Consider the following 25,588-nt stretch of genomic DNA (forward strand, 5'->3'; position numbering starts at 1 on the left):
TCATAAATGATCGAAAAATTAGCGATAACTCCAGATTTTTTGAAATCTATCCAAGAGGATCGCTTACAATAAACAAAAGCTAAGTCATTATAATTTGATCATCATGTCAGTTTTAATAGCGATCGGTGTACTTGCCCTATTAATTGTCGTTCACGAATTGGGTCATTTTGCCGCCGCCCGTTGGCAATCTATCCATGTTAATCGCTTTTCCATCGGTTTTGGTCCAGCTTTAGCTAAATATCAAGGTAAAGAAACGGAATACGCCCTCCGCGCCATTCCTTTAGGGGGTTACGTTGGTTTTCCCGATGACGATCCCGATAGTCAAATTCCCAATAACGATCCTGATTTATTACGCAATCGTCCTGTTTTCGATCGAGCTATCGTCATTAGTGCGGGAGTAATTGCTAATTTAATTTTTGCCTATTTTTTGCTTGTTACCCAAGTCGCTACCGTGGGGTTTCCCCAAATTAACTATCAAGAAGGGGTAATTATTCCAGAGGTTTTCACCTCGGAAAATTCCGTCGCTAAACAAGCGGGAATACAAGCAGGAGATATTGTCCTCGCTATCAATGATCAGCCCCTTGGTGCTTCTCAAAATGCCATTATTGACTTCCGTGACATTATTCAATCTTCCCCCGATCAACCCCTAAAATTAACCATCAAACGCCCGACAGAAACGATCGATTTAATCGTTACTCCTGAATTGGGAAGTGATGGTCAGGGTAAAATTGGGGTGAGATTGGCTCCTAACGGTGAAGAAACTCGCCTGAAAGCCGATAGTTTTGGTCAAGCTTTTAGCTTGGGTGCGGGTGAATTTCAGCGATTAACCCTATTAACCGTGCAAGGTTTTGGGCAGTTAGTTAGTAACTTCAAAGAGAGTGTTCAACAGGTAGCAGGACCGGTTAAAATTGTCGAATATGGAGCAGCAATCGCTCGTAATGATGCGGGTAATCTTTTTCAATTTGCCGCCCTAATTAGTATTAACTTAGCGGTGATTAATATTCTGCCTTTACCTGCTCTTGATGGTGGTCAATTAGTATTTTTATTAATCGAGGCTTTAGTAGGTAAACCTCTCCCAACTAAACTGCAAGATAACATCATGCAAACAGGTCTAGTTTTACTCTTAGGATTAGGAGTTTTCTTAATCGTGCGCGACACGGCTAACCTAGCAGTTTTTCAGGATTTATTCCAGTGATGGACTCTCGAAAAAAAACTGAACCTCAACTGCGCGCCCTAGAAATTTTAAGCAACTTAAAGCGATTATATCCAGAGGCAACCTGTAGCTTAAATTATCAAACTCCCGTGCAGTTATTGGTGGCAGTGATTCTCTCGGCACAATGCACTGATGAGCGGGTAAATAAGGTGACTCCTGCTTTATTCGCTCGTTTTCCCGATGCTAAATCCTTAGCTTTTGCCGAGCGAGAGGAGTTAGAAACGCTCATTCGTTCCACGGGATTCTATCGCAATAAAGCTAAAAATATTCAGGGTGCTTGTCAAAAAATCCTCAAGGATTTTCAGGGGGAAGTACCCAAGACAATGGAGGAATTATTAACTTTACCCGGGGTAGCTAGAAAAACGGCTAATGTGGTACTCGCTCACGCTTACGGGATTATTGAGGGGGTGACAGTAGATACCCACGTTAAGCGCTTAAGTAATCGTTTGGGTTTAACTACTAATAACGATCCGGTGAAAATTGAAAGGGATTTAATGGCTTTACTACCTCAACCGGATTGGGAAACTTTTTCTATTAGTATTATTTACCACGGCCGGGCAGTTTGTAAAGCGAGAAATCCCGCTTGTTTTTCCTGTCAATTAGCCACTCTTTGTCCCGCAGTAAACAGTAAACAGTAAACTGATAACTCACACCTGATAAGTAGGGAGGCACAATTATTTGTAGGATGGGTTAGCGGTAGCGTAACCCATGCAGGCGTTGGGTTTCATGCTTCAACCCAACCTACGTTCATCTTATATTTAATTCCACCCACCTACTTAACTGGTAACTGAATCACTGGTAACTGAATCACTGATAACTGATAACTGATAACTGATAACTGATGTGGGGGGCTATAATGGGAAAAAATAGCTCATCCATCAATCTTATGAGTCAAGGATCTCGGCAAGAAATAAAAACCCAAGCAATAATCCTCGCTACCTTTGTGGCGATTTTTTGGCTGTTAGAGATTTTAGATCAATTTGTTTTTCGGGGCAGTTTAGACATTTTCGGGATTATTCCGCATCAAGTCATCGGATTGCGGGGTATTCTTTTCGCACCTTTCCTACACGGGGACTTTCCCCATCTTATTGCTAATACGGTTCCTTTCCTGATTCTCGGTTGGTTGGTGATGTTACAGGAAACCAGTGACTTTTTTATTGTGACTGGGTTGACTATGCTGGTGGGGGGGTTAGGAGTCTGGTTATTTGCTGCTCCCGGATCCATCCATATCGGGGCAAGTATCTTGATTTTTGGCTATTTAGGTTTTTTATTACTGCGGGGCTATTTCCAGAGAAATATTCCTTCTATACTCTTGTCAATTCTAGTCTTTTTACTCTACGGTGGCACAATTTGGGGCGTTTTGCCTTCCCGTCCGGGGATTTCTTGGCAAGGACATTTATTTGGTTTCCTAGGCGGGGTTTTAGCCGCCAAATTAATCGCCACCGAAAAGAAACATTATCCCTAAATGGGGGAACCTTCTATCTCGCTACATACTTCATAAAAATCGGTGACAGGAGGTTTCGCAAACAGAGGACCCATGGATTTCAGCAATAATTCGTGGGCTTCGCTTTTATTTGCCTCCATATCATCGATTTTATCCCAGATGATCACGGCAATTCCTTCGTCGGTTCCGGGTTTTTGCAGCAGAAAAGCTCCTTGGAATCCCGTGGAATAGGTGGAAACGGCCTTTTCGTAGAGTTTTTGGGCCTCGGAAAAACACCCCGGTTTGAATTCACCAATAGCCACATAGGCGTATTTATGTTTGAGAAAATCGAGAAATTCTGGCATGGCAATGAGGGGAAATGGAATAAATCTTTCTTTCTACTCCCATTAAAACTTAGATCGATCGCTCTCTCCGCCCCATCGACATATTTTTTTAACTAAGCTTCCCCAATTGTCTCTTTTTTTGTTAGCTTATATGTAGTCGTTATGAGTTTGTATAAGTTCTATGATCAAAATCGTTGGTATTAATGGCAGTTTACGCCCCGGCTCCTATAGTGCGATGGCGTTAGAAGTTGCTATCAGTCGAGTACAGGGGTTAGGGGTAGAAACGGAGATAATTGACCTGAGAAAACTCTCTTTACCCTTCTGTAACGGGGGAGATGACTATTCTGACTATCCCGATGTGGCCAAAATGCAGCAAACGGTTAAATCGGCAGCGGGATTAATTTTGGCGACACCGGAGTATCATGGCAGTGTCAGTGGTGTGTTGAAGAATGCCCTAGATTTAATGAGTTTTGAGGAGTTATCGGGAAAGGTTGCGGGGTTAATCAGTGTTTTAGGCGGCCAATCCAATAGTAACGCCCTCAATGATTTAAGAATTATTCTCCGTTGGGTTCATGCTTGGGTAATTCCGGAACAAATTGGCTTAGGACAAGCGTGGAAAGTCTTCAACGAAGAAGGAGAAATCCTTGACGAGAAGCTTTCCCAACGTTTTGACGCTTTTGCGCGAAGTTTAGTCGATCATACCCGTAAACTCAACGAGATCTAGTAATATCGATGGTGATTTTACCGGTGAAATGGGGAATTGGGGCGGCAGGTTTCGATAATTGTACTCTTACCTGTCGCACTCGATCGAGTTGTAGGATATCCTCAGCGATAACCGTGGCCAATTTTTCCACTAGGGCAAATTTGCCGGTTTCAATCTGGTGTTTGACAATTTCGATCGCCTGTCGATAATCTAGGGTATCTTCAATCGCGTCACTTTTGCCAGCAATGCTGATATCAACTTCTAGGGATAAATCCACCTCAAACCATTGACCTAAAACCTGTTCTTCGGCCAGATATCCTGTGTAACCGTAGGCACGAATTCCTGTAACGTGAATAGTATCCATAGATAAGCTGTTCGTAATTTAAATTGCTTGTTGAGACGAGGCAAGAGGCAAAAGGCAAAAGGCAACAGTAAAGGGATTGGGGGAGGTTCGGCTAATCTAAGAATAAGCGGGTTAAATGCGTCTTAGCTTAGTTAAATTTAAAAACTGGCAGCGTTGGTCACAAAGATGAAGTGTAACCTAATTTGGTATCGACGACCCACTCCCCAAAACGAAAACTTCCTACCCGACCATTAAGATAACTGCTATAAATTATAGTTTAGACGGCTCTTACCTGTTCGGCGTAATCTTTGGAGCGTAGTTGACGGAAACCTTGAAAAGCCAGTTGTCTCAAGTTTAGAGGTAAATAGGAAAGCAGTAAACCCAGTCTAGCTCGTCGGGATTTTCCTAACAATTGCGAGGCTTTTTCTATTAAAACTCGCCCAGCTTCGGTTTCTCCCTTTTCAATTAATTTTATTCCCAAAGATTCCTGTAAAAAAGCCGCTTTTTTTACTCTTTCTTCTTCTAATTTTAGATCATTAAAGTGATAACTTTCTGTACAAAACAGTTTTGCTTGCAAAAAGTGAACCGCTTGTTTTAAGCTAGTTTGACCGACATGGAAACGATATTCCATTAATAATTCCGGCAGAAAATAAGCTTGTTTTCCCGCTAAAGCTAAACGCACTAATAAATCAAAATCTTCACAACCATCCGCTGGAGAGCGCATATAATCCACATCGGCTAAAGATTGATAACGAAAAAGAGTCGAACCCACCTGTAAACTTTGATAGTAAAAAGTTTGTCTCTCTAAATCAGTAATAATCCCTTGTTGTAATCTGTCTTTGCCCCATTTTGCTGAATTTTCCTGGGTTGCTGAGGCAACTTTTTGTCCAAATTTATCAATAATCCAGTGATCGGTACAGACAAAATCAACGTTTTTTTCTTGATCTAAAATAGGGACAGTTTTCGCTAAAAATTCAGGAGTTAGTCCATCATCATCATCGAATTTAATAAAATATTCTCCCCGAGCAGCCGTAAAACCCGATCGCATATTTAAACTTCTACCAAGATTTTGGGGATGACGCAGATAAATTATTCTCGAATCCTGAAATGCTGCCACCACTTCTGGAGTATGATCAGAAGAACCATCATCACAAACAATTAACTCAAAATCTTCATAAGTCTGCCGCAAGACACTATTAATCGAATAGCTGAGATAATCGGCGCGGTTATAGGTGGGAATACAAACAGTTACTTTCGGCATAATATTTTCAGTAATCAGTAATCAGTAATCAGCTTCTGAAGGCAAGAGGCAACAGGCAAAAGGCAAAAGACAGTATCTGGCAATTCTCCTACCTAAAAAGAAGGTTATAAACTAAGTACATCAAAGCTTTTAGCTTAACAAATTAGGTTTTAGATTGGTCGAGTGGAGAGTGTTATAGCAGTTATCTTCATGGTGAGATAGGAAGTTTTTCTTTTGGGGAGTCGGTCGTCAATACCAAATTAGGTTATACTTCATCTTTACGAGAAACGCTATAAGTAAAAAGCAATCTCCTGTCTCCTGTCTCCAGGTTAAAAAAGTATTTTTACATTTTTGCAAAGGAATGTTAAGTTTTAGGGTATTGAATGAGTAACCTTGATAGCCATGGCTCCTAAAATAGCAGGGATTATCTGTACCCACAACCGCGATCACTACCTAGAAGGAGCGATCGATAGTCTTTTGGCGCAAACTTGCCTAGATTGTGAGATTTTAGTGGTTGATAACGCATCTACCGATAAAACCCGTCAAGTGGCCCAGTCGCGTCTGGGAGATGGGCGGCTAAAATACGTTTACGAACCTATTTTAGGGCTATCTACCGCCAGAAATCGCGGGGCGAAGGAAACTAGAGCGCCGATTTTAGCCTATTTGGATGACGATGCGATCGCTAGTCCTCAATGGTTGCAAATTCTGTTAAATGCCTACGAAAATAACCAAAAACTGGCAGTAGCTGGGGGAAAAGTCACCTTAATTTGGCCGCAAGGCTACAGTCAACCCAATTGGTTATCCGATCAGTTAGCAGGTGGTTTAGGGGCTTTCGATTTGGGCGACAATGTGGTATATATCAGCCAAGCGGATTTAACTCCGCGAGGGGTTAATTACTCAATCCGGCGGGATTTCTGGGAGAAGATTGGCGGTTTTGACCCTAATTTGGGAAGAATTGGTAAAAAACTTCTTTCTAACGAGGAATTATACACTACAGAACTAGCACTCGCCCAGGGATGGCAAGTAGGCTATTTTCCCGCAGCATTGGTGGAACACAATGTTGCCCCGGAAAGAATCAATCGTCAATGGTTTATGCGTCGTAGTTGGTGGCAAGGCATCAGCGAACACTACCGGGAAGAAGTGGCAGGAAGGACGGGATTGGCTCAATTTAGGCGAGGAGGTGAGCGTTTGGTGAGAGGATTGGTTAAATATGTCAAATTTATCAATGATCCCGCTAAAAGCTTTGATAATCTTCTCTATGCCTACGGACAAATCGGTTATTTAAGCGAGGCCGCCAAGGCGATGTTAAACCCGCAAAAGTAAATTATTGTCAATAAATGAGTAAAAAAGCGTTAATTTGTGGTATATCGGGGCAGGATGGAGCCTACCTCGCCGAATTACTGTTAAAAGCCGGCTATACAGTTTGTGGCACCTCCCGGGATGCCCAAATGTCCTCTTTTAGTAATCTGAAACGTTTGGGAATCAAGGAACAGGTAAAACTAGAATCAATGGCACTGAATGACTTTCGCAGTGTCCTACAGGTGTTAATTAAAATTCAGCCCGATGAGGTCTATAATTTGGCTGGACAAAGTTCTGTGGGTTTATCCTTCGAGCAGCCAGTGGAAACCTTAGAAAGTATTGCCACGGGAACCTTAAATCTCTTAGAAGCAATTCGATTTACCGGAGCAAAAATTAAATTATATAATGCAGGATCGAGTGAATGTTTCGGGGATATCGGCGATAATTCTGCCGACGAAAATACCCCTTTTCGTCCTCGCAGTCCCTACGCTGTGGCCAAATCGGCGGCTTTTTGGGAAGTGGCTAATTATCGAGAAGCCTACGGAATTTTTGCCTGTTCAGGCATACTTTTCAATCATGAATCTCCCCTGCGTCCCGAGCGCTTTGTTACCCAAAAAATTATTGCTGCCGTGGCTAGAATTGCCCAAGGAAGTCCCGAGACTTTACACTTAGGAAATATGGATATTCAAAGGGATTGGGGTTGGGCGCCGGAGTACGTTGAAGCGATGTATTTAATGCTGCAACCGGAGCAACCCGATGATTACGTCATTGCCACGGGAGAAAGTTCAAAACTGGAGGATTTTGTGGCCACAGCTTTTGCTACTGTTGGCTTAAATTGGCAAGATCATGTAATTTCCGATCGAAGTTTATTAAGACCAACAGATTTAGCCATTAGTCGCGGCAATCCCAACAAAGCTAAGGAAAAATTAGGTTGGCAAGCACAATACAAAATGACTGATATTGTCCGCATGATGGTAGAAAATCGTTTAGAGAAATAGCCATGAATATCTTAATGATTAGTTCCACCTTTCCCTATCCACCCAGCAAAGGAGGAACTCAGGGCAGAACTTTTAATTTACTCAAATATCTCAGCAAAAATCATGATATTACTCTCATCGTTCAGCGTACTGCTGATGTCAGCGATGAGGAGGTAGAAAAGTTAGGTAACTTTGTTAGTGAATTGGTAGTTTTTCCCCGTCCTCAAGATGCCAAAACTGGAATAATTGCTAAACTGCAAAGATTAGCTCAATTCCTGAAAACGGGAACCCCTCCCAATGTACTTTTTGGCTATTCTCAAGAGATGCAGAACTGGATAGATAGGGCAGTTAAGAGTCAAAAATTCTCAGTCATTACCAGCGAACATAGTGTTAATGAAATTTATATTCGTCCCCAATGGCAACAGCAAATTAGGACAGTAATTGATGTGCATAGTTCCCTCTATCAAACCTGCAAAAGTCAATTAGAAATTGGGGTTTCTAGTCAAGAATTACGGGATCGTCTCTACCTTCCTCTCCTGCGTCGCTACGAACAAAAAACTGTGCAGAAATTCTCAAAAATTGTCGTCACCACCGATGATGATCAAAAACAAATGCGAGAATTCGCTCCTAAGAAAGAGATTTATTTAATTCCTAATGCAGTCGATTTAGATTTATTTCCTTATCGTCCCGAGGAGCCTGCTGGACATAATTTAGTTTTTATCGGTGGGTTAGATTATTGGGTTAATATCGATGCGGCCTGTTTTTTAGCTAGGGAAATTTTACCTCGTCTTCAAATTACTTACCCCGATACTACTTTAACTCTAGTCGGTGCTAATCCATCCCTAGAAGTGCAAGAATTAACTAAGTTAAAAGGAGTGATTGTGACGGGACGAGTACCATCAATGACCACCTATCTTCATCAGGCAACTGTGGCAGTTATTCCCCTAAGAACGGGTTTTGGAATGAAGTTTAAAACCCTAGAATCTATGGCTGCGGGAGTGCCGGTTGTAGCCAGCGATCGAGGTTTAGAAGGGTTAACAGTGGAAGGAAATAATGTTCCTTTAGCAGCCTTAAGGGCTAATAGTATTGAGGAATATTGTACGGCGATTAGTAGTCTTTTTGAATCGGCAGAGTTACGAGAACAATTATCTAGAAATGCTCGCAAGTTAATCGAAGATAATTATACTTGGCAGCAAGCATCCACTAAGTACGAACAAGTTTTGACTGCTGATATTTGTTAGTAAATTTTTCTAGTTTTTTGTCAATTAATATGCTATCAAATCAAATACCGGTGAAAATATCTGTTGTTGTTCCTCTGTATAACGAAGAAGAAAATATCGATGCTCTCTTTGGGCGACTTTTAGCGGTTTTAGAGACAATAAATACCAGTTATGAGGTCGTTTGCGTCAATGATGGTAGTCGTGACAATACTCTCAAAAATCTCGTGGAATATCATCAACGTTACCCACAAATTAAAGTGGTTAATTTATCCCGTAATTTTGGTAAAGATATTGCCATGTCAGCAGGAATTGATTACAGTCAAGGGATGGCAGTAATTCCTATTGATGCTGATTTACAAGATCCCCCCGAATTAATTGCCGAAATGATCGAAAAATGGCAGCAGGGTTATGATGTGGTTTATGCGTCCCGTCGGGTTAGAATTGGCGAAAGTTGGTTGAAACGTTTTACAGCAGAAGGTTTCTATCAAGTCATTAATAAATTAAGTCGGGTTCCTATTCCCCCTAATACGGGAGATTTTCGCTTGATTGATCGCCGAGTGGTAGAATCAATTAAAAAGATGCCCGAACGTCAAAGATTTATGAAAGGAATATTTGCTTGGGTGGGATATAAACAGACATCAATTTTATTCGATCGAGAACCCCGGTATCAAGGACAAACTAAATGGAATTACTGGAAATTATGGAATTTTGCCATCGATGGTATTACCTCTTTTAGTTTTTTACCTCTGAAAGTCTGGACTTATGTAGGATTTATCATTGCACTTGTTAGTCTTGTTTATGCTAGTTTTTTAATGCTCAGGACTATTATTTTAGGAATCGATGTACCTGGGTACGCTTCTCTGATGGTTGCTATCTTATTTTTAGGAGGAATTCAATTACTGACTCTTGGTATTATTGGCGAATATATTGGCCGGGTTTATGAGGAAGTAAAGGGCCGACCACTTTATCTGGTTCGAGATTGTTATGGTTTTGAAAATCGGGAACAAGTTACTGATAAAATAACTCAAAATTAAAATACTGACAAGAGGAGAATGAAGTCTATGAATACCGAAGTTTTTCAGCAATTTTTTGCCTATTGTGTCGGTAGTTGGCAAACGGAAAGAACCTATCATTATCTAGCCGATCAAGAAGTGGAACGTTCCCGTACTGAATTCCTCATTCAACCCCTGACTAGGGAGATTAAACAGAAAGTTCTGACAGATAATAACTATCCTGATATTGCTGATTTAGAAAGTATCCCCGGGTTTAATTTAGGTTTCTATACCATCTCGGAAAAAGGGGAAGAAGTGCGACAAAATCTTAATCTTTTATTTGTGGTTAAAGCAGAAAATAACGGTTATTTAGAAGGGGATTATCTTCGTGATCGCGCCTACGAAGAAGCAAGACCAATTATCTCCGCTTTTCGCTTTGATTCCACTACCAGAGAGTTATTAATGACCACCAATTATACTCGCAGTGTTTCCGTGGATTCAATTACTTTAATCAATCCAGACCTGCGAATTCGCAAAATTATTAACTATCAACGTCCCAAGAAGGGGGAACCCTTGGAAAAAGTTCTCTTGGTCGGTTTTGGAGTTGAGTGTAAAGTCAGTTAAAAAAATATTTCTTTCCCCCCCCCCTTGATTCTCCAGTCAGGGGGAGATTTTATAATAGGGTAACGATAGGATTAAGGAGCAAAAATAATGCTCAGAATCGGTCAACTTTCCCTAGAAAGTGGTGTTTCGATGAAAACGATTCGTTATTAGGAGGAATTAGAACTAATTCAGTCCCCTGAGAGGACAGAGGGACAATTTAGCCTATTTACTCCCGATACTGTCCATCGCTTGCTGTTTGTCAAAAGATTGCCATCTTTGGGTTTAAGTCTGCAAGAGAGCCGCGAATGTTTAGTAATTCATGACCATGGTGAGTTAAATCTTGATTCTAGTCGTCCCCTTTCTTTTGATGATGCTGAGAGTCTTGGTTTTGGGGAACAATCGATATAATTTGGAGGAAGTCTAGTCTTTCCTGAAAATAGTAATCTTGGGGGTGATTTTGATATTGAATACCTCAACGGTATTATTCGCAATGGTCATATTATTATCGGCATCGATCCGCAGGTGGGAGGTCGAGTTAATAGTGATGATACGGATTTTGATGTGGGAAATTTATCTGTAGGTTTTTTCTATAATTTCAATCGTGAATACGATAATGTTCCCGCTTTTGCTATTCGTACCGATTTAGGATTACCGACGGGAAATAATGCTAGGGGATTAGATTTTCGTCTGCGGGGAATTGCCAGTAAAACTGTTGGTCAATTCCATCGCTTACATCTTAATCTCGATTTAAACATAAAAACTGACCCCGATAACGGCGATCGATCTTTTTTACCCGCTGCCATTCTCGGTTATTCGCGACCGATTGGTTATCCGAAACGTTTTGATCGCACTTTTTTAGCAGAATTGGGCGTAATTACCAGCGATAATAGTAATGGTGGGGTTTTAATTCGCACTGGTATGGGAATTCGTCAGCAAATTAATCGCCAAGGTGTGATCGATTGGGGTATCGAGGGAGATATTGCCTAATGGCAATGATCAAAGTCAATTAAAGCTAAAAATTGGTTATTCTTTCAGATTTTAGCCTAGCATACTGAAGATTAATCTTCAGGTTATAGGATGCCATTATGACGGTAGTTTTTTCTCTGGCAAAAATCGACCAAGGCATTATCTGGAAAGACTTTCGTGATTATGTCACCCAAGGGTTGCCGTGCAAGACTTTCAATGGTTTTGTACTTTACTGAGATAAAAAAGAGAATGTGTTATAACATTTGTATAATTCCCAAAAATAAAGAGAAGAAATAAGTTATGACAACTTTAACACTCCGAAAAATCGGTAATTCTATAGGAGTGATCTTACCAAAAGAGGTTTTATCAAGGCTGAATGTAGAGGAACCGAAATGGTTATCGAGCCAGGCAATCCGATCAATTCAGGACATTTTAATCGCTCGAACTGGAGGGATTGCGGGGATTTTAAACCCTTTCTTGTTCTTCTTGAGGTTAGGATAACCCCTTTCCCTCCACTTCCAACATACAAGGATGCGTCCAGTCACGCATCCTCCCCACATTGTTTAAGAATTCTCTGGGTTATTTTTCGGGACATTCAAAACAGGATTTTGGTCAAAGAAACCCCAAGACATAATCTTAAAACCGGCTGGATGTACGGTCATAATCGGCCATTCTTCGGGACGAGGAATATGGGTAACACCGTAGGTATACCAGACGACTAAATCCTCATTATCGAGAGATTCATTATCAGCAGTATATTGTGGTAAACCTCGACCTTTTTTGCCTTGATTGGGGTAATCTCCCGCTGCATAAAGTTCGTTCGCTTTGTAACGAGTTGCCCAAAAATGATGGGTAGCAAATTCACCCCGTTGACGAGAATTCGCTTGGAAATTGGGATAATAAATTGAATTTGTCGATGGCATTAACATATAACTTGTCGGCATTCCGAGGGAGTTTTTCTGATTCTTATTCATTACCATCCAAGCGCGACTTTCAGCTAAATTCACATCACGAATTGCCTCCGATTCTTGCTGAAGCTGTCTTTCGGACATAGTGAAAGCATTCCCGAAGGGATTCTTTTCCGGTGATCGGGTAGAAACCTTCATTTCAGTCACAGAATTTTTAACCCCATCCACATCGAAATCGAGACGAAAATTCAAGAAATGCTGATGATTAATTGCCTCCACATTTGCCGCTACTAATGTCCCAAATTGGTCGCCATGATTATGATAATTAGTGACATCAGGAGTCGCTTTAGCTAACATAATTCCCGTTAAATCGCTGCGCTGTTCTAAAGTACCATCTTCATGAAAAATCCAGTTAATTCCGTAGTCATAATTACCGATAGCAGCCACGGTACTAACCACTAATTGACGGGCGCGACGACCTTCAAAGGTTTCCGTGTTAAAATCATAATGTCTCCAGAGAATTCCCGCATCTTTTTCGTAAATACCGATGAGATTTTCCCCGATATAGGGTTCCCCATTATCATCAGCAAACAAGGCATTTAACAAGACAGTATTTTCGGGAACATCATTACCTTTATCCAAGGGAGTCGATAGCCAACCAAAACGATATTCTCCCACATCAAAAGCACTCCGAACCGCCCATTCTCGCGAGGTATCGGAGTAGGGAACTAGCATTTCTGACAGTCCAGCACGATACAAAATCATTCTATCTTTACCGTTATCATTGTAGGTAACTAGATAAAGAACTAATCCCTCTCTTGGGTGCATGAGATAACGAAATTTCCAATTTTGCCAGCTAACTTCGTTACCCTTAATTTGAAAAGTTGTCCCTTGCGGTTGTTTAATTCTTAAGGGTTTTAGGGCTTTTTGAAGGGGTGAAAGGGTTTTTTCATCATAATCAAAATTGGCTTTTGAGAAAGGTATAATCCCGGTATCTCGCACTTCAAATACTTGGCGATTATTTAAATCTACCGTCACCGACAAACCTTCAATTGGTGCGCCATAATAATTACTACGATCCTTGCCTTTATAGTAAGTAATTCCGCGAATTAATCGCTTTCCCGATGCTTGTTCTTTCTCGCTCATCATCCCAGTTGCCCAACCGTCAATGATGACGTTTTCAAAGTCAGCAATCCCGCGTTTTTTCATAGCTTCTTGCCAACGAAGATCGGCTTTGGCTAATTGATCGAGAATTTCGTATTCTTCATCTAACAAAGGTGGTTGTCCCGTCGATACTTCTTGCCATGAGATAATTTTACTCGCTTTGATATCGACAATAGCCTCGTAGGTTTTATTCAGTCTTGGTTCCAGAATTACTAAAAAAGCCTGACGAGCAATAGCATCTCCTTTTTTAAAGTTTAAAACAGTTTGCTTATCGGGTTCTTGTAAAGAAATATTAGGAAATCTGGCGAACTCTGTCAGGGATTTGTCTTTTTTTACCACAGTTACCGCCATTTTAATCTCATTTTCTGTGAGGGGATCGAGAGGATGGCTAATCGGTGGGGATTGGGCGAAAGTTTTACCAAAAATTAAGATCACTCCACAGCTGATTACAAATAAAATCGTCAGTGGCCGCCACCATGAGTATTTTTTCAGCATAGAAATCCCTCTATAAGGCTAAAAGATGGTCAATCCTAGACATGATAATCTGGGATGTCATAATTAACCTTATATCTTTTCAAAAAATTAAGATCGATGTCGGCTGTATTAGCGCGGCGTGATGCACATCAAATTGTTAATTTCGCCACACTACAATATTAGAAAAATCGGCGTTGCTGAATCAAGCTATGAATGTCAACCGTGCCATCCTATCTAAAAGTTAGTTTGCCAGAAGATTCCTATCTCAAATCAGCAACACCAACTCCTGCAAACCGACACCGACACCCACCCCCAAACCACCGGCCAAAACAGCGCTCAAAACGAGATTAAATCCAGTTAATAGAGTTTAGATTTGATAGGGATTACCCAAGCGATCCACAAAAACATTGTAATCTAAGGGTAAACGCCCCGGATTAAGCCGTGGTTCCGCCGCGTAACCGATGGGAACGACAACAGCGATCGCCAGATCGGGATGATCGGCAGCACCAATCACAGCTTTTACCTTGTCCTCGATCCAACCGTTGAGAAAACAACTAGATAAACCGAGACTTTCGGCAGCCAAAACCAGATGAGTAGCGGCGATCATGGCATCTTTAATCGCGTATTCCCGGGTTTTTTCGCCCAAATCCCTGTGAAATCCCGGGATTGCCTGTTGAAAATATTTTACCGTGCCTTCGTTCCAGGCACCTGTACTGAGAGCCTGTTCATAGATAGGAGTTAGATCTCCTCCTCCTGCGGCAGCATCGGCAGCGAAAACAAAAGTAACCGGCGCTTGGATAATTTGCTTTTGTCCCCAAGCGGCCTCGGCTAAAGCGGCCTTTTGTGCCTCATCTTGTACTAAAATAATTCGCCAATCTTGGATGTTGAAACTACTAGGTGCGGCAACGGTTAATTCTACTAGGGTTTTCAGCAGTTCTGGGGCGATCGGATCGGTAGTAAAATTTTTAATAGAACGACGTTGATTAATCGCCGTGGGAACATCGAGAGGCAAGGTCATAAAGTCAGTGGATCAAGTTACATATTTCTAATTATTATAAGGTCAAGCTATCAGCCCTAGACTTCGGTGTGACCGAAAATTTGGGTACAAGCCCCGCCATGCCCGCGCAGGGTCGGGCGGCTTTAAATAAATATGTATTGTCAACTTAAAGAATTTTGTGTTAAGATATTGATACTCAGTCAAGCAGTATCAAAATGTTTGTACTAGAATACAAGGTTAAGCCAAAACCTAATCAGATAGAAGCCATTAACGAAGCAATACGGACAACCCAATTTGTTCGGAATAAAGTCCTGCGTTATTGGATGGATAATCAGGGTGTTGGCAAAACAGAGTTATTTCGATACAACACAGCATTAAGGAAAGAGTTTAAATTTGTTGATGATTTAAACTCCCATGCTTGCCAGACTGCCGTAGAAAGAACCTTGCGGGCAATTACTCGGTTTTACGATAATTGCCAAAATAAAGTTAAAGGAAAGAAAGGCTACCCTAAGTTTAAAAAACATTCCCGTTCTGTTGAGTATAAAGTATCTGGATGGAAGCTATCAGCTAATAAACGTCATATTACCTTTACAGACAAAAAAGGTATTGGTACTCTTAAACTGATTGGTTCTAGAGATATTAATTACTATCAACCAGACCAGATTAAACGGGTAAGAATCCTTAATCGTGCCGATGGTTATTATGTGCAGTTTTGCCTTAAATTAGACCCCAGAGACACGGTTAAGCCTTTAACACCTTCCCAGAAAGCCACTGGGATTGATGTGGGATTAAAGTTTTTCTTAGTAGATAGCGAAGGCCATCAAATTGATTGTCCGAACTACTATCGAAAAGCTGAAAAACAATTAAACCGATTAAATAAAAAAAAGTCAAAGAAATACCGCAAGGGTAAAAAACAATCTCGTAATTATCACAAGGCTAGACAGCGATATGCTCGGAAACATTTAAGAGTAAGTAGGCAACGAGAAGAGTTTGTCAAGAGTGTGGCACTCCGTTTAGTTAAGTCTAACGACTTAATCGCCTATGAAGACTTAAATATCAAAGGCATGGTTAAAAATCGTCATTTAGCGAAGTCGATAACCGATGCAGGATGGTCTGTTTTTAGGCAATGGCTAGAGTATTTTGGGGACAAATACGGCAAGTTAACTATAGCTGTCTCACCCCATAATACGTCTCAAAATTGTTCTAATTGTGGACAAAAAGTCCAAAAGTCGCTATCTACTCGAACCCATGTTTGTCCTCATTGTGGATATACAGATTGTCGAGACAGAAACGCCGCTTTAAACATCTTGCAAAAGGGATTAAGTAGCGTGGGGCGCACGCAAACTTTAAACGCTTCGGGAGAGATTCCCTCTTGGTTGGTTGGAGAAATCCTGCTTGCTAACGGAGACTCAATGAACGAAGAATCCCCGTCTCTTTAGACGGGGAGCGTCAAAAAACGGAAATAGTAAAACATCAGGGTTAAATTGTGGCGGTCAGGAAAAGATCCACTATACTGTTAGACTTAAACAGGTCATAACCCAATGACCATCTAGCTATAATCATGTCACCGCCACAAAGATCATTTTATGCTTTCTGAGCCGGAACCGAGCGACACCCTCACCACTCCCACCGTCAATATGGGCGATCAAAGTACCGATATCAAGCCAATTTTAGCCTTAAAAGAGTTAGTCGCTAGTTTATATCGCGAACAAAACAAAGTTCAAAATCTCTTAAGTTCCCTCGGTTTTGCCCTGCGGAGTTTCAATAATTTAAACCAATTCCTCGATCTTACCCCCTTGATGGCCGCACGAGTGGCAGACGCGGAGGGAGGGGCGTTGATTTTGAGCAAAAATAACGGTCAAGTGGCGCTCGATCAACTCCATTGCCAAGATAATCAAATTAATGGGGAACTACGCCGACAATTAGAGGCAATTATCCGACAATTAAACCAAGAAGCGGCACTTGAGAATAAAAATAGTCGATCGCTTCTCGATAGTCTCGACCATCAGATCCGGCAAACTCTCGGACAGGGTACGCAGGTTTATAGTACGCCTGTTTTAGTAAAAAATAGTGAGCGGGGGCGTTTATACGTTTTCAGTCGCGATCCCGATTATGGTTGGACACCCACCCGTCGTAAACTGCTGCAGCTAGTGGCCGATCAAACGGCGGTGGCTATAGCTAATAATGAATTAACGATCGAATTACGTTCTAAGGAACGTCAGGATCGAGAGTTAGAAATCGCTGCCGAAATCCAAAATCGTCTTTTACCCCGGCAATGTCCGAAAATTCAGGGGGTAGAATTGGCGGCCCACTGCCAAACGGCTAATCGCGTTGGTGGCGATTATTATGATTTTATCCCCTGCAACTACGATCAATTTCAACCGGCAAGGGAGGCGGAAATGGAAGCTAGTACCGCTCCTTGGAGTATAGTGATCGGTGATGTCATGGGTAAAGGTGTCCCAGCAGGATTATTGATGACCATGACCCGGGGAATGTTGCGAGCGGAAGTGTTAAATCGTCACTCCCCGGCCCAGATTTTGCGTCATCTCAATCGGGTTATGTATGCCGATCTCGATAATTCTCATCGTTTCGTGACATTATTTTATTCCGAGTATGATCCCCTGACGCGCCGTCTTGGCTACAGTAATGCTGCCCATTATCCCACCCTCTGGTGGCGGGCCAAAACGGGAGAGTTAGAGTCTCTCGACACGGAAGGGACATTAGTGGGTTTAGAGGCCGATTCTATCTATGACGATGCCCAAGTGCAATTAGAAGCGGGAGATACGCTGATCTATTATACCGATGGCTTTACCGATGCAGTTAACTCGAAAGGAGAAAGATTTGATCAGAAAAATTGGCTATCGGCAGTTAAAGAAGCCTGTCAACAGTACACCGATCCCGAACAGATTCTGGAATATTTATTTGGGAAAGTTGCCGCTTTTACCGGTTTAGGAAATGACAGTAGTGACGATATGACTTTAGTAGTTATGCGAGTGAAATCGGAGGAATAAATTATCATTTCCTAGCTCATAAATTAGCTTAATCCTGCTCTTGCCAAGGAGCGAATAAAGGCAATAACGCTAACCCGGGTAAAGCGGCAATTACTGTGATTAAAAAGAACCACTGCCAACCGATCGCCTCGGCTAAAACTCCGGCGGGAGCTACTAAAATATCGCGACTAAAGGCCATTAAACTCGATAAAAGGGCGAACTGAGTAGCGGTAAAACGAGCATTACAAAGACTCATTAAAAAAGCCACAAAAGCGGCAGTGACTAAGCCACCGCAGAAGTTTTCAATGTTAATAGCCAAGACCATAAAAGGATAATTTTGACCTAAATTTGCTAAAATAAAATAGGCTAAATTACTAACAGCTTGCAACAGACCAAATATCCAGAGCGATCGATTAATTCCCCAACGACTTAACAGGGAACCACCTAATAAAACTCCCACCATAGTTGCTATCATGCCCAGTCCGCCTTGGATCGCCCCGATATCGGTTTGACTGAAACCAGTTTTTAAGAGAAAAGGAGTCACCATATTATTAACTAAAGCATCCCCTAAACGATAGAGAACAATAAAGGCGAGAATGCCCATTCCTTGACCTAATCGATAGCGTTGAAAAAACTCTTGGAAAGGCAACCAAACCGCCTCTAAAAGAGTTTGAGGAGTATCATCTCTAGGGGGAGTAGCTGGGGCGAAAAAAGACCAAATAATCGTTAAAGCCATCAATCCAGCTAGGAAAAGATAGACGAGAGGCCAGGGAAAGTGATCGGCTAAAATTAAAGCGATCGAACCGGTTAAAATTAAAGCCAAACGATAACCTAAAACCCCGATCGCCACCCCAGCCCCCATCTCCCATTTTTCTAAAATATCTGTGCGATAGGCATCGTAGGCAATATCTTGGCTGGCACTAAAAAAAGCAATCAGTAAAGCATTAATTGCCAATAATTCTAAAGATTGTTTTGGTTGTTGAAAAGCCATGGCTGCAATCGCTAAAGTTAAACAAATTTGAGCGATTAAAATCCAACCGCGACGACGACCAAGCAGCGGGGGAAGATAGCGATCGAGTAAGGGAGACCAAAGAAATTTGAGAGAGTAGGGGAGAGCGACTAAACTAAATAAACCGATCGATTTCAGATCAACTCCTTCGGTGGTCATCCAAGCTTGCAGGGTGCGACCGGTGAGAAAAAAGGGCAATCCAGAAGCGAAACCTAAGAATAACAAAGCCGCCATTTTTTGACTGCGGAACACTTGCAAATAAGCGGAAATTTCTTTGATCATGGAGGGGATAGGAGGATAGATTAGATTAAAGAATATAGTTAATTGACCCAAAAAGAAAGAGATTAGTTCTGACCAGCATCATCCCATCTTAACCATTGCCTGGAGATCAAAAAAATTCCCGAAAAATTGCGGTCTTTCCCCCAACTGGAGCTATAGGCAGTAGAATGGATGAGATTTTGATTCAGTAGTCTTGAAAAATTGCGGTCTTCTCCTTAAGATAGATGCTTGATTCTCCCAACTAGCTCCCACCCCTATTTACCTTTCCCAGATAAGGACTGCCATCCCCACCTTCCCTGCCGACTCCTGTGATTAAAGTGGACTCCTGTTTTATCTCATACCTATTGTCTAATCCCTCCGACTCGGAAGCGACCGGTGACAATGCCGCCATTACCGTCGAGGTGCGTTTGGCCCAAAGCCAAGATCTCAAAAGCTTGGCGGAAATTCTCACCGATAGTTTTTTCCCCACGGCCAATTATTGGTCTTTTCTGCGTCCTATCTTTAAATTAGGCATTTACGAGGACTTACGGGGACGATTGCGCGCCGATACCCCTTACTATCACTGTCTGGTAGTCAGTCAAACCAGCGTCACCGTCACGGGTCCTCAGGAAATTATTGTTGCTACGGCGGAAATCGGCTTAAAATCCAGTTCTTTTTTAGCTGTTCCCATTCCTTATATCTCTAATTTAGCCGTTAGTCCCGATCGCCGGCGTGCCGGTCTGGCCCGGAGATTGCTGCTCAAGTGTGAACAGATCGCTAGAGAATGGGGTTTTGAGGAACTTTCCCTCCATGTTCTCGATAATAATCTAGCGGCCCAGTCACTGTACTTAAGTAGCGGTTATCGTCTGCAAAAAACCGACGGTTGGTTGATCAATTGGTTATTTAATCGACCACAAAAGTTATTTCTGCACAAAAAAATCAGCCAATGAGGAGATAGGAGACTCCCAGACTCCGAGACAGGTTTTAGGTGTTGGGGGTTGGGGTTTTGGGGTTTTGGGGTTTTGGGGTTTTAGTTCAATTTCCCCACTTCCCCACTTCCCCACTTCCCACTTCCCGCTCCCCCACTTCCCCCACTTCCCCACTTCCCACTCCCACGAAACAAACCCTAGATATTTCGACAAAATTGCCATGCAGAAGAACTATAAGGAAAAATTCTGCTATATTATCTGCTAACTCTCTAGAAAACCCGATTAGTTTAATAATCTTTTCCGGGTATCTGAGAAAAAAAATAGTTCATCCCTTTAAAATATGGTTTTAGGGAGATAATTAGTGACTGTGTGAGGCAATTTGTGGTTAATAAGACGAAATCAAGGCTTAAAAGCGGAAAATCAAGCAAATTAGCAGCTAAACCTGTTAAAAAGCGGCGATTGTCGGGTAAATGGTTCCTGACAGCCCTAGGCTTAACTGGCTGCGCCCTAGTTTCCGCTACGGCGGGGGCTATGTTGGCTGTGTCTCTCTCCTCCACACCTTTGCGACAAGCTGCTCTTAGTCCCCAAGAAGCCGCCGCTTTTAACAATCAGCAGGCGATATCCTATCAAAATCTGCAACTTCCCGCCCTCAACCGCCCCGTTAATATTCTGGTAGTTGGCGCGAAAGTGTTGACATCCGATGTCAAGGAGGCACAAACCCCAGATCTGGGTTATCATGCCCCGGTTAATTCCTTGGATGGTTTAACCGATACCATGCTGTTACTGCGTTTTGACCCCCAAAGACAGAAGTTAACCATGCTTTCCATCCCCCGGGATACCCGCACCGATATCGAGGGTTACGGGGAGAAAAAAATCAATGAAGCTAACGCCCTCGGTGGACCTGCTTTAACGGCGGAAACGGTTAGTCATCTTTTGGACGGAGTGGCTATCGATCGCTATATTCGCATTAATGTGCAGGGTGTGGAAAAATTAATTGATGCTTTGGGGGGGGTGACGGTATATGTTCCCAAAGACATGAAGTACAAAGATTTTAGTCAACACCTCTACATTGACCTGAAAAAAGGGGAACAACACCTCAACGGCGAGAAATTCCTCCAGTTTGCCCGTTTTCGTTACGATGCTAACGGCGATATCGGTCGTATCCAACGACAACAGCAATTAATGCGGTCTTTAGTAGAACAAACCCTAAAACCAGCAACTTTATTGAAAATTCCCGATATTATCGAGGTTATCCGCAATCATATCGATACTAATCTCAGTTTAGAGGAGTTACTCGCTCTAGCCGGCTTTGCCTCCAAAACTCAGCGCGCTGATGTGCAAATGCTACTGCTACCAGGAGACTTTAATGGTGATGGTCGGCAAGGGATCAGTTATTGGTTGCCCAATCAAAGTAAAATTCAAGAGCTAGTGGCTCAACATTTTAACCACGGCTCTTTTATGGCTGACATTGAGGAAACCACGCAACCGACTCGCATAGCTGTGGAAGATAGCATCGATAATCCAGAAGCGGTGCAAGCTCTAGTCAGATATCTGCGCTCGTTTGGTTATGAAAATGTTTTTGTCTCTAAGTCTTCATCGCCAATTCTAGAAACTACCAAAATTATTGCTCAAAAAGGGGATAATTCCCTGGCTGCTGCCCTGCATAATAGCCTTGGTGTCGGGGAAGTTTTGGTGGAAAGTACGGGGAATCTCGCTTCTGATGTGACGATTAAAATCGGTCAAGATTGGCAAGAAAAATCAGCTAATCTTTCTGAGCCATCCCTAGGCAACTAAGAAAAAAATCAAATTTATCTGGGTTATTGATTAGCCAAAGTTTGACAAAAATCTTGGTGTTCTTGACTAACTATTCCTTGCTTTAACACCTCCAAAACTTCGGCTAAATTACCCGATAATAAAGCATTTTTATCTAGCCATAATCCAGGGAAAACTTGAGAGCAAAGGATGTTATTTTGAGTTGATTCTAGGGGCAAATATTCCCCATCAGTTAACCTAAACCAATCCAATTGAACGTCATAAACTCGCCAGATAATATACTCTTGCACTCCCTGGCGACGATAAACTTTGAGTTTTTCGTGTAAATCGTAGGAAGCAGTAGAAGCGGCAATTTCCACGATTAATTCCGGCGCGCCTTCTACATAATCATCTTCACTAATGCTTGATTGTCCACCGGTTTCTATTCTTAATAAAGCATCTGGTTGTGGTTGATTATCCCCATCCAGTCGCACAGTAGTATTATCCAGTGTTTCTACTCCCGGTGTCGCCACTTCGTAGGCAGTTAACCAACCGATAATATTAGCGTGGGGTTTACCGTGGTTTTTGGCTCTCACCGCGGCTGCCATATAAACAACTCCTGCGATTAATTCAGCTTTTTTTAGCTGTGTCATTGCTTGATAACGGCGCTCGAATTCGGGAAGGGTTAATCTATCGCCATTTTCGAGAGGGGGAATAATATGGGGGGAAACTGTGTTAGTCGATAGCATAATTTTTGGCTCATCAAGAAACTACTATCAAGGCTTAAGTTTTCTTACCAGACTCAGTTAATTTATCGATTAGGTTAAGCTGTGCATCGAGAGTATCGAAGATATCCTATACTTATTTTACAGCGTTTCTGATCATTTACCTGGAACCTTGCGCCATGTTTGCCTTAGTTTCACTAGATAAAATCGAGCTACCGGCGGGGTCCTTAGTGAGATTACCTGCCACTTGGCTAGATTATCAAACTTTGTCTCGGCAAAGGGGCGACAATTCTCAGCCTAAAATCAAATATCACAATGGAGAAGTCTTGCTTATGTCTCCACTTCCTAAGCATGGACGTGATGCCCATTTAATTGCTAATATTATCATCACCTTATTGGATTATCTGGGGCGTGAGTACGAGGCTTTTACTCCCGTAACCATGGAATTACCAGAAACAAGTGGTATTGAACCAGATTATAGTTTTTATATTGACCATTGGCCGGCTATAGCAGGGAAAGCCAGAATTGACTGGGTAAATGATCCTCCTCCCGATTTAGTATTAGAAATTGATGTCACCAGTTACTCGAATGTGGATGACTATCTGCCTTATCAAGTGCCTGAAATTTGGTTGTATCGTCAGAAAAATATCTATATTTATTGGCTAGATAATCAAGAGTATATCCCTCGCCATCAAAGTCAATATTTTCCTAACTTTAACCTACAAAATCTAGTTTCTTTCTGTGGAGAAATTGCCGACAATCGCAATAGTAGTATGGCAATTCGTCAACTAAAACAACATCTCGAATATTTTTATAGTATTTAAACTAATTTTTCCCGCTTACAGCGTCTTTCATGGCAACCAAGTAAATCCCGAACCAAGTTAACCTGATTAGGGAAAAGTTACTTACTGTCAAGTTTCCAACTCCTGTTTCCTCTATTTAACCATGAATAATTTTAAAATACTGCTCATCGGTTACGGTAATACTTTAAGAAATGATGACGGAGTGGGAGTGAGAATAGCCGAAATTATTGCCGAGGAGAATTGGACTAATGTGCAAGTCATCGCTACCCATCAATTGACTCCTGAGTTAGCAGCCGATATAGCTGATGCTTCTCTAGTTATTTTTGTTGATGCGGTATTATCTAATCAAACCGATATCCGAATAGAAAAATTAGCGGCAGTTACCGAATGGAATAATTTCGGTCATGCAGAAAGTCCCGCTTCTTTATTAGCATTAACTCAAGCAATTTATCAACAAACTCCCAGGGCCTGGGGAATATTTATTCCTGCTATTAATTGTGAATTTGGTGAAGAATTATCAACAATAACTAAAAAGGGCTTGACAAATGGGATTAAAGCTATTAGGAAAATTATTACTTCTGAGAATTTGACTGAATACCAAAAGCAGGACTTTGATAATCTTCCGGCAGATAATTTTCAGGAATAGTGCTGTGATTGCCATCCCGGAGAGCCTTGTAGTGAGGAGACATAATTTCGATACCGACTTCGTTACATTTATCCTGAATATTTTGATGCAATTCAGAATAAATATACACCATTTTGCTAGGATGATCGGTGTAGGCATTTAGCTGATAGCTGACATAAAAATCATCGAGACTGGTTTGCAAGACAAAAGGAGCAGGTTCTGAGACAATAAATTGGGTTGCTAAGGCTGCTTCTTTCAGGGTTGCGTGGACCTTACGCCAAGGTAAATCATAACCGAGAGTGACTGTGGTTTGCAAAATTAAAGGCTGTTTGAATTCCCTTTGAGAGACACTAAAGTTAATCACATTGGTGTTTAACAGCGATGAATTAGGAATCGTGATAATTCTATTAGCTGGTGTGCGAATACGGGTGACTAATAATCCTTTTTCAATCACATCTCCAATAACATCACCAATAGAAATTTTATCTCCTAGTTGAAAAGAGCGGGTATAGATGAGGATAATTCCCCCCACCACGTTAGCGATAGCAGAGGTGGAACCCAAGGAAAATAGTACCCCTAAAAATACCGACACCCCCTGAAAAGCAGGAGAATTAAATCCGGGTAGATAGGGAAAAGCGATGACTATAGCTAAGGCAATTATCAGCAGTGACAGTAAATTATAGGTTGGTTTTGCCCAATCGGGATAGAAACCATTAATTACTAAATTTTCTCTTTCCAATCCAGTGAAAAATGGTTTAATTGCTCTCAACAGATAGTGAGTTATAAAAACAATTATCAGTATAATAAAAATATTGGGTAAATATTTTGCTATCTCTTGGGAAATAACTTCCAAAGCACTAAAAAAGTATTGCAGAAAACCATCACCAAATTTTCTAGTCCAGGGAAAAAGACGAAGGACAAAAGTTAAATAAAAATAGAGAATAGTTAAAATAATCAGAGTGCGGATAAATTGCAAAACTCTTAGGGAAAAAATTCCTATTGTCTGGGAACTAATAATCTCAAAATTTTGGAATACGACCCCAGGAACTAGGGAGGTGATTAATCTCTGAATCTGGGGAAAAACCCGCGAAGATATAAAAATTATTACCCAGAAAATTAAGACCGTGGCCAAGGTAGCACTTACCGTCAAAACTGCATCTTTGAAGAGGTTATCTGGTTGACGTTCTTGACGATAACGGACAATGGCTGCTTTCATCTTTGCCAAAGCTCGTTCGGCCAATACTTCTTGACTGACCGCGTGTAATTTGGCATCTTTAGAAGTAATAGTAGCAATAACCGTATCTCCCAAAATAATCGAAGGGTTTTTGTCTTCAGGATCGATTTTTATGGTTAAATCTTCAGGAGAAAGAACATCGTCATCGGCAATTTTTTCAATTCTGGCTGTAATCGATTTCGCTCTTTCTTGCGCTGAAAAAGAACCTATTCCCTGCCGAATAGTAAAAAGTTCTTGATTATCAAGCATGACGGGAAAAACTTCTCCCAAAGTTTCCAGGGGTGTTTCCTGTCCTTGTTTAGCAGGATTATTCTGGGCTGCTATCATGAGGATGGGGGATAAAGTCAGTAACAAAACTAAACAAAACAGCCCTAGGTAACGCCAGATTTTTTTCATC

General features: G+C 41.6%; 23 protein-coding genes and 1 pseudogene. 16 read left to right on the forward strand and 8 right to left on the reverse strand.

The features are described from left to right. Positions 1-103: 103 nt before the first annotated feature. The 3 genes from rseP to EWV68_RS19800 all read left to right on the forward strand — a co-directional run bounded on the left by rseP (position 104) and on the right by EWV68_RS19800 (position 2,678). Positions 104-1,195, forward strand: a complete 1,092-nt coding sequence (rseP, locus tag EWV68_RS19790; RefSeq protein ID WP_287170793.1) for an RIP metalloprotease RseP — start codon at positions 104-106, stop codon at positions 1,193-1,195. After that, a complete protein-coding gene (gene nth, locus EWV68_RS19795; protein WP_287170794.1) occupies positions 1,195-1,851 on the forward strand; it encodes an endonuclease III in 657 nt (218 codons plus the stop codon). The genes rseP and nth overlap by 1 nt, the downstream gene beginning before the upstream one ends. Positions 1,852-2,069: 218 nt before the next feature. Next, complete coding sequence (locus tag EWV68_RS19800; protein WP_002804258.1) at positions 2,070-2,678, forward strand: rhomboid family intramembrane serine protease; 609 nt, start codon at positions 2,070-2,072, stop codon at positions 2,676-2,678. Here the strand turns inward: EWV68_RS19800 and EWV68_RS19805 are convergent. Beyond that, positions 2,675-3,001, reverse strand: coding sequence for an antibiotic biosynthesis monooxygenase family protein (locus tag EWV68_RS19805; RefSeq protein WP_287170795.1), 327 nt, complete (start codon positions 2,999-3,001; stop codon positions 2,675-2,677). The two genes, EWV68_RS19800 and EWV68_RS19805, sit on opposite strands and share 4 nt — an antisense overlap. 160 nt (positions 3,002-3,161) lie before the next feature. On the opposite strand from EWV68_RS19805, the gene EWV68_RS19810 reads away from it, so the two are divergent. Continuing rightward, positions 3,162-3,704 carry an NADPH-dependent FMN reductase gene (locus EWV68_RS19810; protein ID WP_061432604.1) on the forward strand — a complete coding sequence of 181 codons (543 nt, stop codon included), beginning with the start codon at positions 3,162-3,164 and terminating at the stop codon, positions 3,702-3,704. Here the strand turns inward: EWV68_RS19810 and folB are convergent. Together folB and EWV68_RS19820 are read right to left on the reverse strand one after the other, a co-directional pair. Beyond that, positions 3,691-4,047, reverse strand: coding sequence for a dihydroneopterin aldolase (gene folB / locus EWV68_RS19815; protein ID WP_002755742.1), 357 nt, complete (start codon positions 4,045-4,047; stop codon positions 3,691-3,693). The two genes, EWV68_RS19810 and folB, sit on opposite strands and share 14 nt — an antisense overlap. A gap of 256 nt (positions 4,048-4,303) precedes the next feature. Then, positions 4,304-5,287, reverse strand: coding sequence for a glycosyltransferase family 2 protein (locus tag EWV68_RS19820; RefSeq protein WP_287170797.1), 984 nt, complete (start codon positions 5,285-5,287; stop codon positions 4,304-4,306). Positions 5,288-5,668: 381 nt separating this feature from the next. Between EWV68_RS19820 and EWV68_RS19825 the strand changes: the two genes are divergently transcribed. From EWV68_RS19825 to EWV68_RS21990, 6 genes and pseudogenes are all read left to right on the forward strand, one after another. Continuing rightward, positions 5,669-6,589 (forward strand): glycosyltransferase family 2 protein, encoded by a 921-nt coding sequence (locus EWV68_RS19825; protein WP_061432602.1) that lies wholly within the window; start codon positions 5,669-5,671, stop codon positions 6,587-6,589. Between the two features lie 14 nt (positions 6,590-6,603). After that, entirely contained in the window at positions 6,604-7,563 is a 960-nt protein-coding gene (locus EWV68_RS19830) for a GDP-mannose 4,6-dehydratase (protein WP_061432601.1), read from the forward strand. A gap of 2 nt (positions 7,564-7,565) precedes the next feature. Continuing rightward, positions 7,566-8,783 (forward strand): glycosyltransferase family 4 protein, encoded by a 1,218-nt coding sequence (locus EWV68_RS19835; protein ID WP_081106822.1) that lies wholly within the window; start codon positions 7,566-7,568, stop codon positions 8,781-8,783. Between the two features lie 29 nt (positions 8,784-8,812). Further along, entirely contained in the window at positions 8,813-9,796 is a 984-nt protein-coding gene (locus tag EWV68_RS19840) for a glycosyltransferase family 2 protein (protein WP_287170798.1), read from the forward strand. 27 nt (positions 9,797-9,823) lie between these two features. Next, positions 9,824-10,378: a phycobiliprotein lyase gene (locus EWV68_RS19845; protein ID WP_287170800.1), complete on the forward strand. Its 555-nt coding sequence runs from the start codon at positions 9,824-9,826 to the stop codon at positions 10,376-10,378. A gap of 165 nt (positions 10,379-10,543) precedes the next feature. Then, positions 10,544-11,399: pseudogene (locus EWV68_RS21990) on the forward strand (MerR family transcriptional regulator). A gap of 487 nt (positions 11,400-11,886) precedes the next feature. Here the strand turns inward: EWV68_RS21990 and EWV68_RS19860 are convergent. Both EWV68_RS19860 and EWV68_RS19865 read right to left on the reverse strand, forming a co-directional pair. Further along, on the reverse strand, positions 11,887-13,890 hold the full coding sequence (locus EWV68_RS19860) for a primary-amine oxidase (protein ID WP_287170803.1): 2,004 nt from the start codon (positions 13,888-13,890) through the stop codon (positions 11,887-11,889). Between the two features lie 346 nt (positions 13,891-14,236). Beyond that, entirely contained in the window at positions 14,237-14,887 is a 651-nt protein-coding gene (locus EWV68_RS19865) for a nitroreductase family protein (protein ID WP_061432597.1), read from the reverse strand. A 194-nt stretch (positions 14,888-15,081) separates the two neighbouring features. On the opposite strand from EWV68_RS19865, the gene EWV68_RS19870 reads away from it, so the two are divergent. Beyond that, complete coding sequence (locus EWV68_RS19870) at positions 15,082-16,305, forward strand: RNA-guided endonuclease InsQ/TnpB family protein (protein WP_287170804.1); 1,224 nt, start codon at positions 15,082-15,084, stop codon at positions 16,303-16,305. 147 nt (positions 16,306-16,452) lie between these two features. Then, positions 16,453-17,877 (forward strand): PP2C family protein-serine/threonine phosphatase, encoded by a 1,425-nt coding sequence (locus EWV68_RS19875; protein WP_287170805.1) that lies wholly within the window; start codon positions 16,453-16,455, stop codon positions 17,875-17,877. A gap of 28 nt (positions 17,878-17,905) precedes the next feature. On the opposite strand, the gene EWV68_RS19880 is transcribed toward EWV68_RS19875, so the two are convergent. Then, positions 17,906-19,147 (reverse strand): AmpG family muropeptide MFS transporter, encoded by a 1,242-nt coding sequence (locus EWV68_RS19880; protein ID WP_287170806.1) that lies wholly within the window; start codon positions 19,145-19,147, stop codon positions 17,906-17,908. Positions 19,148-19,452: 305 nt separating this feature from the next. Here EWV68_RS19880 and EWV68_RS19885 point away from each other — a divergent pair, with 305 nt between their 5' ends. Then, the gene (locus EWV68_RS19885) at positions 19,453-20,073 is read left to right on the forward strand and encodes a GNAT family N-acetyltransferase (protein WP_061432595.1); all 621 of its coding nucleotides are present in this window, start codon (positions 19,453-19,455) and stop codon (positions 20,071-20,073) included. Between the two features lie 360 nt (positions 20,074-20,433). Beyond that, entirely contained in the window at positions 20,434-21,846 is a 1,413-nt protein-coding gene (locus EWV68_RS19895; RefSeq protein ID WP_002797667.1) for an LCP family protein, read from the forward strand. Positions 21,847-21,869: 23 nt separating this feature from the next. Here EWV68_RS19895 and EWV68_RS19900 read toward each other — a convergent pair whose 3' ends face one another. Beyond that, positions 21,870-22,553: a Uma2 family endonuclease gene (locus EWV68_RS19900; RefSeq protein ID WP_287170807.1), complete on the reverse strand. Its 684-nt coding sequence runs from the start codon at positions 22,551-22,553 to the stop codon at positions 21,870-21,872. A 155-nt stretch (positions 22,554-22,708) separates the two neighbouring features. Between EWV68_RS19900 and EWV68_RS19905 the strand changes: the two genes are divergently transcribed. Next, positions 22,709-23,353: a Uma2 family endonuclease gene (locus EWV68_RS19905; protein WP_061432592.1), complete on the forward strand. Its 645-nt coding sequence runs from the start codon at positions 22,709-22,711 to the stop codon at positions 23,351-23,353. Positions 23,354-23,474: 121 nt separating this feature from the next. Continuing rightward, entirely contained in the window at positions 23,475-23,978 is a 504-nt protein-coding gene (locus EWV68_RS19910) for a hydrogenase maturation protease (RefSeq protein WP_287170808.1), read from the forward strand. Here the strand turns inward: EWV68_RS19910 and EWV68_RS19915 are convergent. After that, positions 23,905-25,587: a mechanosensitive ion channel family protein gene (locus tag EWV68_RS19915; RefSeq protein WP_287170809.1), complete on the reverse strand. Its 1,683-nt coding sequence runs from the start codon at positions 25,585-25,587 to the stop codon at positions 23,905-23,907. The genes EWV68_RS19910 and EWV68_RS19915 overlap by 74 nt on opposite strands. Between the last annotated feature and the right edge of the window lies 1 nt (position 25,588).

It is taken from the genome of Microcystis sp. M_QC_C_20170808_M9Col, assembly GCF_007095495.1.
In the GTDB taxonomy this organism is placed as follows: Bacteria; Cyanobacteriota; Cyanobacteriia; order Cyanobacteriales; family Microcystaceae; genus Microcystis; species Microcystis aeruginosa.